16 protein-coding genes are annotated in these 15,092 nt (G+C 34.1%); 12 read left to right on the forward strand and 4 right to left on the reverse strand.

The window, feature by feature from the left end:
- Positions 1-120: 120 nt before the first annotated feature.
- Positions 121-570 (reverse strand): GNAT family N-acetyltransferase, encoded by a 450-nt coding sequence (locus KHA98_RS00085; protein ID WP_213254172.1) that lies wholly within the window; start codon positions 568-570, stop codon positions 121-123.
- 133 nt (positions 571-703) lie between these two features.
- Here KHA98_RS00085 and KHA98_RS00090 point away from each other — a divergent pair, with 133 nt between their 5' ends.
- From KHA98_RS00090 to KHA98_RS00100, 3 genes are read left to right on the forward strand one after another with little or no spacing between them, the layout of a single operon-like run.
- A complete protein-coding gene (locus KHA98_RS00090) occupies positions 704-1,132 on the forward strand; it encodes an SRPBCC family protein (protein ID WP_213254175.1) in 429 nt (142 codons plus the stop codon).
- Positions 1,132-1,452, forward strand: coding sequence for an ArsR/SmtB family transcription factor (locus tag KHA98_RS00095; RefSeq protein ID WP_213254177.1), 321 nt, complete (start codon positions 1,132-1,134; stop codon positions 1,450-1,452). Before KHA98_RS00090 ends, KHA98_RS00095 begins: the two co-directional genes overlap by 1 nt.
- Before the next feature lie 18 nt (positions 1,453-1,470).
- Positions 1,471-1,911 carry a DinB family protein gene (locus KHA98_RS00100; protein ID WP_213254178.1) on the forward strand — a complete coding sequence of 147 codons (441 nt, stop codon included), beginning with the start codon at positions 1,471-1,473 and terminating at the stop codon, positions 1,909-1,911.
- A 7-nt stretch (positions 1,912-1,918) separates the two neighbouring features.
- Here the strand turns inward: KHA98_RS00100 and KHA98_RS00105 are convergent, their stop codons facing one another.
- Positions 1,919-2,239 (reverse strand): hypothetical protein, encoded by a 321-nt coding sequence (locus tag KHA98_RS00105; protein ID WP_213254180.1) that lies wholly within the window; start codon positions 2,237-2,239, stop codon positions 1,919-1,921.
- Positions 2,240-2,470: 231 nt separating this feature from the next.
- Entirely contained in the window at positions 2,471-3,244 is a 774-nt protein-coding gene (locus KHA98_RS00110) for an XRE family transcriptional regulator (protein ID WP_213254182.1), read from the reverse strand.
- Positions 3,245-3,333: 89 nt separating this feature from the next.
- Between KHA98_RS00110 and dinB the strand changes: the two genes are divergently transcribed.
- From dinB to KHA98_RS00135, 5 genes are all read left to right on the forward strand, one after another.
- A complete protein-coding gene (dinB, locus tag KHA98_RS00115) occupies positions 3,334-4,515 on the forward strand; it encodes a DNA polymerase IV (protein WP_213254184.1) in 1,182 nt (393 codons plus the stop codon).
- Positions 4,515-7,574 carry a DNA polymerase III subunit alpha gene (locus KHA98_RS00120; protein WP_213254186.1) on the forward strand — a complete coding sequence of 1,020 codons (3,060 nt, stop codon included), beginning with the start codon at positions 4,515-4,517 and terminating at the stop codon, positions 7,572-7,574. The genes dinB and KHA98_RS00120 overlap by 1 nt, the downstream gene beginning before the upstream one ends.
- A gap of 195 nt (positions 7,575-7,769) precedes the next feature.
- Complete coding sequence (locus KHA98_RS00125; protein WP_213254187.1) at positions 7,770-9,158, forward strand: exonuclease domain-containing protein; 1,389 nt, start codon at positions 7,770-7,772, stop codon at positions 9,156-9,158.
- Between the two features lie 45 nt (positions 9,159-9,203).
- A complete protein-coding gene (locus tag KHA98_RS00130) occupies positions 9,204-9,830 on the forward strand; it encodes an alpha-ketoglutarate-dependent dioxygenase AlkB family protein (RefSeq protein ID WP_213254188.1) in 627 nt (208 codons plus the stop codon).
- Between the two features lie 160 nt (positions 9,831-9,990).
- Positions 9,991-10,455 carry a DUF1810 domain-containing protein gene (locus tag KHA98_RS00135; protein WP_213254189.1) on the forward strand — a complete coding sequence of 155 codons (465 nt, stop codon included), beginning with the start codon at positions 9,991-9,993 and terminating at the stop codon, positions 10,453-10,455.
- Between the two features lie 209 nt (positions 10,456-10,664).
- Here KHA98_RS00135 and KHA98_RS00140 read toward each other — a convergent pair whose 3' ends face one another.
- Entirely contained in the window at positions 10,665-12,077 is a 1,413-nt protein-coding gene (locus KHA98_RS00140; protein WP_213254190.1) for an APC family permease, read from the reverse strand.
- 170 nt (positions 12,078-12,247) lie between these two features.
- Between KHA98_RS00140 and KHA98_RS00145 the strand changes: the two genes are divergently transcribed.
- The 4 genes from KHA98_RS00145 (at position 12,248) to KHA98_RS00160 (ending at position 14,849) form a co-directional block, all read left to right on the forward strand.
- Positions 12,248-13,006, forward strand: a complete 759-nt coding sequence (locus tag KHA98_RS00145; RefSeq protein WP_213254191.1) for a methyltransferase domain-containing protein — start codon at positions 12,248-12,250, stop codon at positions 13,004-13,006.
- Between the two features lie 212 nt (positions 13,007-13,218).
- On the forward strand, positions 13,219-13,560 hold the full coding sequence (locus KHA98_RS00150) for a hypothetical protein (RefSeq protein ID WP_213254192.1): 342 nt from the start codon (positions 13,219-13,221) through the stop codon (positions 13,558-13,560).
- Between the two features lie 91 nt (positions 13,561-13,651).
- Complete coding sequence (locus tag KHA98_RS00155) at positions 13,652-14,182, forward strand: hypothetical protein (RefSeq protein ID WP_213254194.1); 531 nt, start codon at positions 13,652-13,654, stop codon at positions 14,180-14,182.
- 58 nt (positions 14,183-14,240) lie between these two features.
- Complete coding sequence (locus KHA98_RS00160; protein ID WP_213254196.1) at positions 14,241-14,849, forward strand: DUF4240 domain-containing protein; 609 nt, start codon at positions 14,241-14,243, stop codon at positions 14,847-14,849.
- The last annotated feature ends 243 nt before the right edge of the window (positions 14,850-15,092 follow it).

Here is a 15,092-nt window from a genome sequence, read left to right on the forward strand (position 1 = left end):
TTATATTTTTAGTTAATTTTAAAATAAAAATTTGTGCTAATTCGTGTAATTCGTGGCGAAATTTTTTTATTCAATCCTAACAAAACCTCAGAACCTTAGTATCTCAGTCCCTTAGAACCTTTAAAAATTCATTTCCATAATCGACATAAATCTATTTTTTATTGAAGTTTCAAATTCACCGATTTTCTCAAATCCCATTTTCTGATAAAATTGTTCGGCATTGGGTTCTGAGTCCAAAATAACTCTTTTGCATTTTTCATTTCGCATTCTTTCCAGAAAATCATTCATTAAGAACGAACCCAATCCTTTCCCAATATATTCGGGCAAAATAAATAAGTTATCTAATTCTACCTGATCATTTTCCAATTTTAGATACGAATAATAACCTATGATCTGATTCTCATCAACTAAATTAAAAACATTATTCTTTTCAATATAATTTGCAGTTACTGTTAGATTGTTACTCCATTTCAAAATTTGTTCTTCAGAATATCCCCAATAGCCTTTTGACTTTTTGGTGATTTTTGTTAGTAAAATATTATCTTCGGTTATGGCTTTTTGGATGTTCATTTATCTCTTTTTTTCATCTAATCAGTAAAGTTAAATAGTTTATACTGAATAGCCTTCATAAAAAAATATTTAAAAATATTTGCGTAACTCAAAAGTTACATATAAATTTGCGTAACCTTAAAGTTACTTAACTATGAAAACAGAAATTAACCACAAATGGTTTTATAACCAATCTCCTGAAGAAATATGGATGTATCTTACGGAGACAGAATTAATTGCACAATGGATTATGCCAAATGATTTTAAACTCGTTTTAGGGCATCATTTTACATTTCGCACCAATCCCATTCCAAGTTTAAATCTTGACGGAATTTTTCATTGTAAAATATTAGAGATCGTTCCTTTCAAAAAGCTTGTTTACAGCTGGAAAGGCGGACCAGGAAATGATGAAACTATCTTTGATACTATTGTCGAATGGACTTTGGAAAAGAAAGATAAGGGTACCGAATTGTATCTGCTTCATACCGGATTTAAAGACGAAAATGTTTCTATCCTAACCGGAATGACAGAAGGCTGGTTGAAAAAAATGGAAAAAGTAGAGAATCTTTTAAATGAAAAATAATGTCACTACCTAATCTTGATGCTTTACAAGTAATTGCAGATCCAAGCCGCAGGCAAATTCTGCAATTGCTTACTAAAGAGACGTATAATATAAATGCGTTGGCTGAAAACTTTGATATGAGCCGTCCTGCGGTTTCAAAACATATTAAAATATTGCAGCAGGCAGGTTTTATTTCTATTCAGGAAATTGGACGGGAGCGCCATTGTGTTTTAAATCAAAAAGGATTTAATGATGTTAAAGCGCTTATTAGTCATTTTGACCAGTTCTGGGAAAACAAACTTAGCAGACTGGAAACTATTTTAAATAAAAAGAAAGATTAATTAAACAAATTAGAAATCATGCAAAAACAAATCTTACTTGATCTTTTAGATCATAATCGCTTTGTCTGTAATGCCACATTTAAAAAAATAACTCCTGAAAACAGTCGTTTTCGATTGAATGAAAAAACGGCTTCGGTTGGATTTATTTACAGACATATTGGCGAAACGGCAAATATATTAGGAGAGTTCTTCGGAGTTAAAACGGATGTCGAAAACACAACAATCGGGCAATCTGATACAGGAAAAAATTATGATCTTCAAACCAGTCATACTTTTATGGAACAAGGATACAAAACGCTCGAAGATCTGATAAAAAATTCCTCTGATCAGGATTGGTTTGAAGATGTCGAAACTTCATTTTTAGGAACGGTTCCCAGAATGAAATTACTTTCTATCATTCTTTTTCATAATTCGCATCATTGCGGGCAAATTGCATCGGCAATTGTGAAGGGGAATTAAAAATATTTTACTTCCAATTTTCACTCGCAAACACAAAAATCAATCCTGCTAGTAAAATATGCAGAATTAAAATTATAATCCATGTTTTGATTTTATTACTTGATTTGTCAATACATAAACCATAAATAGGAAACTGAACAACCCCAATTATAAAATTTATAAAAGAAAGATCTTTTGACCAAATACATTGGAAAGTCGCGAATGGAAACAAAGCAAAAACAGGCTGAATAAATCCATGTCCTCCACCCGCGATAATCATTGTAGCTAATAAAAGAAGGGGCGTTAAGATTAAAAATCGTATTGTCCATTTGTATCTTTCAGAATTCATGAAATTTAAATTTTAAATAAAAGAACCGCAGGTTTGGTAAATATTGTAGGGCTGGATTTTAATCCAGTCAAATATACAAAGCCGTAGGGACGATTATATTGTTCCATAAAAAAAACCGGATTAAAATCCGGCTCTACAATATAAATCGTCCCTCCGGGACTTTAAAACCAGAATTGATTATTTTCTTATTGTTGAAAATTGAAATTGATTTTTGAAATTGTCATTGACATTTTATGTATTCGAAGTATTATTCTTAATCTCTCGAACTTCACGTTTCAATTCTAAAAGCAAATCTTTCATTGCCCCGGTTTCTGTCATTTCCTGTTTTTTATCTGAACGACCAATGTTGCATTCGTATTCCCAAATCTCCAAAATATCAGAAGCTTTCACTTCATAATTTGGATAAAAGCTATTGTCGGATTCTAAAACCAAGGCGTTCTTTTTATTTTTATTGAGACGCTTATAGACCATTCCTTCATTTTTGGTAATCAGAATATAAGTTCTTCCATCCATCACCTCTCCAAGCTTTTCTACATAACGGCCAATAATAATAGAACCATCTTCGTGTGGAGGCATTGAATCACCTTCAACGGGAAATCCGCGATGTTTTCCAGGTCCTAAAAACGGAAGTGTAATCTGCTGTAAACTTTCAATATATTCCGGATCAGCATAGCCGTTTAGATAACCTGCTTTTGCTTTTTGAGATACAATTTCAATAAAATTTTCTCCAAAACTATCCACTTGAATGGGTAAAATAAGTCGATTGCCTTCGAGCTTTATCAAATTTTGCACATCAATTTTTCGAATATCGACAGATAATATCAAGTCGATACTCATATGAAAATATAACGCAATCTTCTTCAAAATATCGTACGGAGCTTCTGAAGTTCCGTCTTCATATTTTACGTATCTGCCTCTGGTAATGCTAAGGTTTTCAGCTAATTTTTCCTGAGATATTTTATGCTTAACCCTTAACGCTCTGATGTTGTCTGAAAATAAGGACATAATAAATTTGTTATAATTTGGAACAGCAAATATACAAAAAATTGTTATCACCTGTACTAATTTTGTTCCATACAAAAACAAAAGGAAAAATGGCACGGGCAATTGTACATATGGATCTGGATACCTTTTTTGTATCCTGTGAGCGACTCATAAATTCGCAACTCGATGGAATTCCGCTTATTGTAGGTGGTGGAGATCGCGGTGTTGTGGCTTCCTGTTCTTATGAAGCCCGAAAATTTGGAGTTCGTTCTGCCATGCCAATTGCAATGGCTATGAAACTTTGCCCACAGGCAAAAATTATCAAAGGTGATATGGAATTGTATTCCCGATTATCTCATGATGTGACCGAAATTCTTCAGGAAAAAGCGCCTGTTTTAGAAAAAGCAAGCGTCGACGAATTTTATCTGGATATTACCGGAATGGACCGTTTTCACGGAAGTTACAAATGGACGGATGAACTGGCACAAAGAGTAATTAAAGAAACCGGACTTCCAATTAGTTTTTCTTTATCCGTTAATAAAACGGTTTCTAAAATTGCAACAGGCGAAGGTAAACCTAGAGGAAATCTTGAAATTCCGGAACAAGGTGTTCAGACTTTTTTAAATCCGCTTTCGATTCAGAAAATACCGATGGTCGGAACCGTAACATTTCAGCTTTTGTCCCGAATTGGTGTTCGTAAAATTCAAACTTTAGCCGAAATGCCTGCTGAAGTTTTACAGCAAATGATTGGAAAAAATGGCTTAGATATTTGGAAAAAAGCCAACGGAATAGATCATACGCCTGTTGAACCTTATAGCGAAAGAAAATCTATTTCGACAGAAAATACTTTTTCTCAAGATACTATTGATATTGCAAAACTGAAAAGAGTGCTTTTGGGAATGGTCGAAAAACTGGCTTTTCAATTGCGCTCAGAACAATGGCTGACTTCAACGGTTACGGTTAAAATTCGTTACGCCAATTTTGATACCGAAACCAAACAATGTCGAGTAGCCTATACCTCTGCCGATCATATTTTGACTAAAGCTGTAATGGAGCTTTTTGAAAAAGTATACCAGCGTCGTATGCGTCTGCGCTTGATTGGCGTTCGCTTTAGCGGATTGGTGCGCGGAACGTATCAAATTGATCTTTTTGAAGATACTCAGGAAATGCTGGCACTTTATGAAGCAATGGATAAAATGAAAAGCCGTTACGGTTTTGATGCCGTAATGCGTTGCGCCGGAGCGCATTTTAAACCTAATACTAAAGACGAAATTTTAAAACGTACCAAATAATGTATCTTAATTGTCATTCTTTCCATTCTCTGCGTTATGGCACGATTCCGCTTGATAAACTTATCGAGCAGGCTGTCTCGCATGGTTTAAGAGCAATGGCTTTGACTGATATTAACACCGTTACGGGAATTTATGATTTTATAAGAGCATGTGAAAAAGTAAGCATTAAGCCTTTGGTCGGAATGGAATTTCGCTGCAATCATGAATTCCGATATATTGGTTTGGCTAAAAATGCCGAAGGTTTAGCCGAAATGAATCGTTTTTTAACGGACCGTAATTTTAGCGGAGAAACGTTGCCATTCCGCGCTCCAAAATTTGAATCGGCTTTTGTGTTTTATACTTTAGAAAATGCTCCGGAAATGCTTCATGAAAATGAATATATCGGAGTTCGTCCCGAAGAAGTTTCAGGGCTTCTAACTTCAAAACATAAAAATAAAATCGCTAAAATGGTGGTTTTACAACCCGTGACTTTTAGCAATAAAAGAGAATATAATCTACATAAAGTACTTCGAGCAATTGACACGAATATCATTCTGTCAAAACTTACCGAAACGGATTATTGCAAAACTTCTGATTTTATAAAACCTTTAGACGCTCTTTTGCCTTTTTATGAAAAATATCCTGAGATCATTTCGAATACACAGCGTATCATTGACGAATGCAATTTTCAATATGATTTTTCAATTAAAAGAAATAAAAAATTCTTTACTGGAAGCCGTGAAAAAGATTTAGAAAAATTAACTGAATTAGCCGAAAAAGGTTTTGAATGGCGTTATGGAAAAGAAAATCCAATTGCTAAAAAACGCGTAGAAAAAGAATTAAAAGTTATTGATGAACTGGTATTTAGTGGTTATTTTTTAATTACCTGGGATATTATTCAATACAGCAATAGTCAAGGTTTTATGCACATTGGGCGTGGAAGTGGCGCCAACAGCATTATTGCTTATTGCCTCGGAATTACCGATATCTGCCCTATCGAACTCGATCTGTATTTTGAGCGTTTTCTAAATCTTAACCGAAAAAGTCCACCTGATTTTGACATTGACTGGAGTTGGCAGGAACGCAATGTAATTTTAGAATATATCTTCGAAAAATACGGTAAAGATCATGTCGCTTTCTGCGGAACTAATGTTGAATTTAAATACCGGTCAATTTTCAGGGAAGTTGGAAAAGTTTTTGGCCTTCCGAAAGAAGAATTGGATATTCTGGCAAAAAATCCTGAAGAGCTTCATCCTACAAATAAAATTGTCAGAATGGTTCAGGAATATGGACATATGATGAACAAATATCCAAATCAGCGTAGTATGCATGCGTGTGGAATCATTATTTCTGAAGAACCTATTACCAATTACACACCGCTGGAAATGCCTCCAAAAGGTTTTCCAATTGTGCTTTTTGATATGCATATTGCCGAAGAAATTGGTTTTGACAAATTTGATATTCTAAGTCAGCGCGGTATCGGACATATTGACGACAGCGTAAAACTGATTGAAAAAAATCGCGGTGTAAAAGTTGATATTCGCAATACTTCGATTTCTAAAGATGAAGCCGTTTGCAATTCTTATTTGGCAAAAGGAAATACAATTGGCTGTTTTTATATCGAAAGTCCCGCAATGCGCGGATTATTACGCCGATTGAATTGTGATAATTATAAAATTCTAGTTGCTGCTTCCTCTATCATTCGTCCCGGCGTTGCACAATCCGGAATGATGAAAGAGTATATTTTTCGTCATAATAATCCAAATCAGTTTGAATATTTTCATGACGTTTTTAAGGAGCATCTTGGCGAAACGTATGGCATTATGGTTTATCAGGAAGATGTAATTAAAATCGCCCAACATTACGGCGGACTTCCCGCTCCTGATGGTGATATTCTGCGTCGTGCCATGTCTGGAAAAGGAAGATCTCTGGAAGCTTTACAAAAAGTAAAAGATAATTTCTTTGCAAGTTGTGCTCAAAAAGGGCATCCCGAAAGTCTGAGTCAGGAAATTTACCGTCAGATTGAATCTTTTGCGGGATATTCTTTTTGTAAAGCACATTCTGCTTCTTATGCTGTTGAAAGTTATCAGAGTTTGTATTTGAAAGTCAATTATCCAGTCGAATTTATGACAGCGGTAATTAACAATCAAGGCGGATTTTACAGAACTGAAGTTTATGTACACGAAGCCAGAATGTCTGGAGGAACTGTCCATAATCCGTGTGTGAATAAAAGCGAATATCAAACGACTTTGTACGGAAAAGACATTTATTTAGGGTTTATGCACGTTCAAAGTCTAGAATCAAAAACGGCACATTTAATAGAATCTGAAAGAGATAAAAATGGCGAATATCTTTCTCTAGAAAATTTCATTAATCGCATTCCAATTGGAATTGAAGGTGTTAAAATATTGATTTTTATTGGCGCTTTCCGCTTTACAGGAAAAACAAAAAATCAGCTTTTGGTGGTTGCGAGTTTGCTTTTAAACAATTACAAACCCGAAAACAGAAACTTAAAACTTTTACAAGAACCCGCCAAAGAGTTTAAACTGCCCGTTTTAGAACGTTCTATTTTTGAAGATGCTTTTGATGAAATCGAACTTTTGAGTTTTCCGGTTTCATGTACGGTTTTCGATCTTTTACAAACCAAACATCGCGGTGATATTATGGCGAAAGATTTAGTAAAATATCATAAAAAGCAAATCAGAATGCTGGCGTATTTAATTTCGAGAAAACACGTTCCGACAAAAAAAGGAGCAATGTATTTTGGAACCTGGATTGATCACGAAGGCACTTATTTTGATACGGTACATTTTCCAGATAGTCTGGCGCAATATCCGTTTCAGGGCGGAGGCTGTTATCTTTTGTTAGGCAATGTCGAAGTCGATTACCACTTCCCTACCATAACGATTACTAAAATGGCAAAAATGCCTTTTATTCCAGATCCGCGATATATGGATGCTAAAGATCAGTATCGAACACAAAATCAGATTAAAGAAGATATCAGCATGACACACAGAAAGCCTTATCCATCGGAACATGAAATTAATCTTCCGAGACATCGAATGAAATTTAATTCTTAAGCGATGAAAAAAATTGCTCGCAATCCCGATAGCTATCGGAAGCAGAGGCGCAAAGTTTTTATTTATAAAACTTAAAGAAAAAAAGAGAAAGCTTTTGCGACTTTGCGACTTTGCGAGATTAAAAAAGAACAACTTATGGGTTTAGGCGCCATAATTAGTAAACAACAGAAATAGAACATTTTACGTTATATACAAATGAAGAATCAGGAATATGCCATAGTCGATATCGAAACCACAGGCGGTAATGCCAGTGGAAGCCGTATTACAGAAATTGCCATTATTATTCATGACGGTACAAATGTCCTTGATCGTTATGAAACGCTTGTTAATCCAGAGCAGGATATACCGCCTTCTATTTTTGGATTGACGGGAATTAATAACGAAATGGTGGCCAATGCGCCTATCTTCGATGACATTTCTGAGAAAGTTTTAGAGATGTTGACAGATCGTATTTTTGTTGCGCATAATGTCAATTTTGATTATTCGTTTGTACATCATCAATTGGAACAAGCGGGTTTTAAATGGACGGCGAGAAAGTTGTGTACTGTTCGTGCTGCCAGAAAAATCAAACCGGGATTAGGTTCTTATAGTTTAGGAAATCTCTGCAATTCTTTAAATATTGCTTTAGAAAACAGACACCGCGCTGGCGGAGATGCCGATGCAACTGCTTTATTATTTTCTCTTTTATTGGAATGGGATGATGCTGGAGAAATCGATAAAATGATTAAAAAAACAGCACCAGACCAACGATTACCGCCAAATCTTTCGCCAGATGATTTTAATAATTTACCTGATAAACCCGGAGTATATTATTTCTACAATCAGGCAAAAAAAGTGATTTATGTTGGAAAAGCCATTAATTTAAAAAAACGGGTAACATCGCATTTTACGGGCAATAATATCAATCCGCAGAGACAGCATTTTTTAAGAGATATTCATGGGATTTCTTTTGAAGTTTGTGCAACCGAGTTAATGGCACTGCTTTTAGAATGTACCGAAATCAAAAAACTATGGCCGACTTATAACAGGGCTTTAAAACGTTTTGAAGCCAAATTTGGTATCTATCAATACGAAGCCCGGAACGGCTACAAATATCTGGCAATTGGGAAAGTGAGTAAATTTCAAATCTGTATTCATGAATTTAATAACCAATATACCGGTATTCATTTATTGCGAAGTCTGGCAGAACAATTTGAAATCGATCATCGCTTTTGTAAATATTCAAGACCCGAAGAAGGTGAATTTTTCTACAATAATGAGCAAAAAGAATTACCTGATCCAATTATACATAACGAACAAGTAGACAATGCAATTGATTATTTATTAAACAACCGACCGAGTTTTGCCATAATTGACAAAGGAAGATCTAACGACGAGCGAAGCTGTATCTGGATTGAAAACGGGCATTTTCATGGAATGGGCTATATTCCGAGAGATGTTGCTATTCATGATCCTGAAGACGTAAAAAGTTATGTTACGCCTTATAAGAGCAATCAATATATTGAACATTTAATTTTTGCTTACGCTGAAAAACATCCGGGCAAAGTGTTTTTTAACAAACAATTTCTAAATAAAGCTTCCTAAACCGAATAAAATTTAAAATAGAGCTGTAAAACTAAAATCTGAATTATGACACTATTTAGCGATACCGAATTATTTACACCAGGCAGCAGTGGCAAAATTATATACGATCTGCCTGATTGCGAATTAATTTTAATTGATAATTTTTTTAGCAAAGAAGAATCTGATCGTTTTTATGAAAAATTACTCCACCAAACCAAATGGAGAGAATACGAAATGGAAATGTTTGATAAAATCGTTACAGCCCCAAGAATGATTTCCTGGTATGAAGACAAAGACAATCCCGGCGCCGATCAAAAAGGTCCCGACTGGACCTATGATTTATTAACTATTCGGGGTCGCGTAGAAAAAGAAACGGAAGTAGATTTTAATAGTCTCTTGTTAAATTTGTACCGAGACGGTAATGATAGTGTAGCCTGGCATAGCGATAAGGAACATAATTCAGGCCCAAATCCTATTATTGCTTCTGTAACTTTTGGAGAGACCAGAATGTTCAGACTCCGACATAAATTCAGGAAAGATATACCTCAAATTGAGATTCCGCTGCATCACGGTTCTTTTTTATTAATGGCCGGAACAACCAATAGTTTTTGGCAGCATCAGGTTCCGAAAACAGCACGAGATGTTTTGCCAAGGATCAATCTTACCTTTAGAAGAACCAATCGAAATCTTTGATTTTTATAGAATTGAATCGCTTAAAATATTTTTTTGTTCTAAAAAAACCGTAAGATATTACTTCTTTAAAAAGTTAAAACACGCACTGTATGAACCTTTTATTAGGCAGACCCTTTCTTTTTTACTATTTTTGCAACCTTTTTTTAAATACAATACCATAATGGCTTATTCTAACAATGATTTATCGCGTTTCTTAGATGCGCAGAACAAACTTTACCTTACCGCCTTTTCTGAAATCAGTAAAGGGAAAAAAGAAACACACTGGATGTGGTTCATTTTTCCGCAAATAAAAGGGTTAGGAAAAAGTGATACAGCCAATCTTTATGCAATTGCCGATTTAAAGGAAGCAACTGAATTTTTGGAACATCCGATATTAGGAAAACATCTAATTGAAATTTCAGAACTTTTGTTAACCTTCAGGATGAAATCTGCTGATGGGATTTTAGGAGATTTAGATGCTCGTAAATTACGTTCATCAATGACACTTTTTTCTATGGTTGAAAATACGAATCCTGTATTTCAGGAAATACTGGATGCTTTCTTTACCGGAGAATCAGATCCTCTTACTTTGTCTATTATTAATTCAACAATAAAATCATCTGTAAACGAGACTGTAGAAGTATAAACTACAAGCTCGTTGAGATTATTTACATTTAAAAAGAACACTTCTTAACCGAAGTGTTCTTTTTTTGTTTTTACATGCAAATTTTACAAATCAAAATAGATAACAAACTTTTAAAATGTACATAAAACAAAAAGGCGTCTTGCTAAAAACAAGACGCCTTTTTTATCTATAAGGTCTTTAACATGATACTTTAAATTTCAAACAAAACCCTATTCTTCTTTTGGTTTGGTTAAATAATAAACCGGAATTCCGGTTAACATAATTAATACACCCCAGCCACAGGTTGAGAATTTTGTTATCAATAAGGAAATACAAATTGCAGTTGCCGTAATAATATAAAGAAATGGTAAAAAAGGATACCCAAAAGCTTTATATGGTCTTTCTGCATCTGGCATTTTCTTTCTTAAAATGAAAATTCCGTAGATCGTCAGAATATAAAAAATCAATACAATTATGATTACGAAATCTAATAAGTCTCCATATTTACCTGTTAAACATAAAGCCGACGCCCAAACACACTGTGCCCAAAGCGCCCATGCAGGTACACTTGATCCATTTAAAACAGCTGCTTTTTTAAAGAATAAACCATCTTTAGCCATTGTATAATAAACTCTTGCTCCTGCCATAATTAAACCGTTATTACACGCAAAAGTCGAAATCATAATCATAATGGCGATAATCAGGGTTCCGATATTTCCAAAGATATATTGTGACGCTACCACTGCTACCCTATCTGATTTTGCTGTAGCAATTTCGTCAAACGGAATAACAGCCAAATACATGATATTGGTTAAAACATATATAATTGTAACAATAAAAGTTCCCAAAAATAAACTGAAACCAACATTACGTTTTGGATTTTTAATCTCTCCGGCAATAAACGTAACGCCATTCCAGGCATCACTTGAAAACAAAGATCCAACCATTGCTGCCGAGATTCCGGTAATCAATGCTTTTCCTCCAATTGGAAACCATGAACCACTTTCGGGATTATAAGAACGAGGTGTCCACGCATTTGTCCAGTTAGCATCCCAAACAGAAGCTTTTGCAGCTAGTGTAAATCCAAAAACGATTAGTCCAAGTAATGATAAAATTTTAATAATGGTTAAAACGGTTTGCAGAATTTTTCCATTTTTTACCCCACGACTATTTATGTACGTTAGTAATACAATTGTAAAAATTGAAACAATTTGTGCTGCATTGAGTTTAAACGAACCCAATTGAAACAGTACATTTTCGTCACTCAAAGGTTCATAGAGATAAGCCGCAAATTTTGAAAATGCTACCCCTACAGCTGCGATCGTTCCGGTCTGTATTACAGCAAAAAAACTCCAGCCGTACAAAAAGGCAATTAATTTATTGTAGGCTTCTTTAAGATATACATATTGTCCTCCGGCTTTTGGAAACATAGCACTAAGTTCGCCATAACTTACTGCAGCAATAATCGTGATTAATCCCGAGATTAACCAAATAAGTGTAAGCCATCCGGCTGATCCGACTTGTCTGGCGATATCTGCACTTACGATAAATATTCCAGATCCGATCATAGATCCCACAACAAGCATGGTTCCGTCTAATAATCCGAGTTCTCTTTTAAAATGTTCTTGGTCGTTTTCTTGCATTTTTTGTGGTTTTGGGTTGGCTAAAGATATACTTTTTTTTAAAATTTTATCATTCCATTGTTAGATTCTTGGATTTTTAAAAAATCAGCTTTAAATTTATTAAAACTTATGTTAATCTAACTTTTTAGAGTGGCTTATCTTTTCATTTATAACTTCACAAAAGAAAAATCATGACTTGGGACCCTAAAAAATATAACGAATTTAAAGAGGACAGGTATAAGCCGTTTGAAGATCTGACAAATCATATAGTTGACAAACCAAATCTTGAAGTTATCGATTTGGGTTGTGGTACTGGTGAGCTAACGCAGAAGTTATCGAACATGTTAACGAATGCCAACGTCTTAGGTATTGATTCTTCTGCTGAAATGCTGGCAAAAACGCCTCTTCAGGATAATATTCAATTTAAACAACTATCAATTCCGGAGCAACTAGATCAGGAAAAAAAATGGGATCTGATTTTCTCTAATGCTGCTTTGCAATGGGTAGATAATCATAACGACCTTTTCCCTAAAATAATATCACGACTCAATTCTGGTGGCCAATTGGCTGTACAGATGCCGCAGCAAACCGAAAATGTTCTTAATAAAATACTACTGGAGTTAGTTCAGGAAGAACCCTATGGTTCTTACTTAAACTATTGGACAAGACCTTCGCCCGTTCTTACTTTAGATGAATATGCTAAAATTCTTTTTGATTGCGGAGGAAAAGATTTAGTCTTATATCAAAAAGTATATCCTCTTATTTCTACTCATCAGGATTCTTTTTTTGATTTTATTTCCGGTTCGGCATTAACCGTTTATCAGGAACGTTTAAGCTATGAGGAATTTAATGAATTATCAACTGAATTTAAGAAAAGAATCAATCAATTTTTTCCAAATGTTCCTTCTATTTATGCTTTTAAGCGATTGCTCATGTATGCGACTTTTTAAGACAAAATAACAAAATTAGATAAATTTCCTATAAAAAAATATCAAAGGAAACCCTATATAAATAAGGAAAAAAACTTCAAACTTTAAAATTTGAAGTTTTTTTTATGCTCAAAAATTTACTTTTACGGCTTCCCGTAAAAATATGTAATTTCAACTATTTATATTTGGGAAACAAAACTATAAACCAAACCAAAACCACTCCAAACCAATTCATGGAAACCACAAAACCCGAATCGCACGATGATGTTGCCAATCAATTTTATAGTTATGCGGCTAACATGCTTTTGCATGAAAACAAATCATCTTATGAAACCAAAGCTAAACTTACTGAGCAAGGACTAAGCGCAGAAATTCCCGGATTAATCGTTGAAAATCTCGAGATTCAGATACAGGAGGCCAAATATGAAAAAGCGAGAAAAGATATGCTTTACGGCGCTTTATGGTTTTGCGGAGGCTCAATTTTGACAATTGCAGATATTGGTTTTATATTTTGGGGCGCTATTTTATTTGGCGGCATTCAGTTTTTTAAAGGCCTCATTAATGTATATTCTTAAGCCATATAATTTCCTTTTATCAACAAAAAAGTCCAACTAAGCTGAAAAAAGACTTTAAACAGAAGTAAGCAAATTTACTAAAACAACAAATATGATAGTTTGGTCCGGCAGAGGTATTCTTTCTGTATTAATTTTATTTATAGCAATTTTTACTTGCATTTCAATTTTTCCAGAGTCTTATATAGACTTAACTTTTATTGTACCATTGTATATTGCGGGGATTTTTAGCTATATTTTCGGAATCAAATGGAATACTACTCTTCGCGTTTTTATAGATAAAGAAACAGGAAAAGAGATTAATTTCAAAAGCAACCATACTCTTTTTTGGATCAAAATGGAATACTGGGGTCTAATTTTTACGGCATTGGGACTGATTATTTTAGCTCAGAATTTAGACCGAACGGGAACTGATATTTTTATAAACATACTACTTGCATTAATAGGAATAGGAAGTCTGGCCTTTTTTTGCATTAATCTGTTTAAAATTAAAAATTCGGTCATAAAAGGTTCGCAATTTGAAAAAGCCGCTGCGCAAAAGCAATCAAAATTAGTTCTTGTTAAAGACGAAATTGCAGTATCAAAATTCGAAAACGAAGATAACAGCCAATATTTACCCAAATAAGTTAAGCATAGAAATACAAAACTTTTAATATTCAAATATTTTAAAAACTAACACCAAAATGATTATGGGAATATTTGATAAATTTTTTGGCAAAACGCAAAAAGCTGAGGCTTCAGAATATATCAAAACGATAGATGTTTCAGCCTTTGAAATATTAATGGAAGAAGATTTATTTTGGGAAATTATTCAAAAAACAAAAGATGACTCTAATGGTAATTTTGAAGAACAACAGGAAGGATTAGCAAACGAACTCCGAAAACTAACACCAGATGAGTTAATTTTATTTGACAATAGTTTTAGACATTTTAGAGGTCTTGCTAATACCTGGGAACTTTGGGGTGCAATTTATATTATTCATGGAGGTTGTAGTGACGATAACTTTATCGATTTTCGCGAATGGGTCATTGCGCAAGGCAAGAATTTTTATTACAAAGTTATACATGATCCTGAATCTCTTGTGGAAATCGAAACAGATCTAATTGAAGAATTTGACTGGGAAGGTTTTGGTTACTTACCCGGAATAGTTTTTGAAGAACTTACAGGTCAAAAAATGCCTTATACTTTTCAGGAAAAATTTGATACAACGGGAAATGAATGGAACGAAAACAGCGACGATTTAAAAGTCATGTTTCCTAAACTTAGTGCCAAATACTGGGACAATAATTAAACTTAATAACCAACTCAATTTAAAAACAAAAGCTGTAAGTCTAAAAACTTACAGCTTTTTCATTTACAAAAGTTTACCACAAAATAAAAACGATCAAATTCCTACAATTTAATCCCATTCTTTTTTCATTATATTAAATAAAAACTAAACCACCATTTATAAAAAACATCTAATCTCAAAGCATTTTTGTCGTTAAACAAAAAAAGAAGAAAAATCGCCCCTGTCTTTTGCATTCAAAGTATT

The sequence above is a fragment of the Flavobacterium branchiicola genome, assembly GCF_018383905.1.
Lineage (GTDB): Bacteria > Bacteroidota > Bacteroidia > Flavobacteriales > Flavobacteriaceae > Flavobacterium > Flavobacterium branchiicola.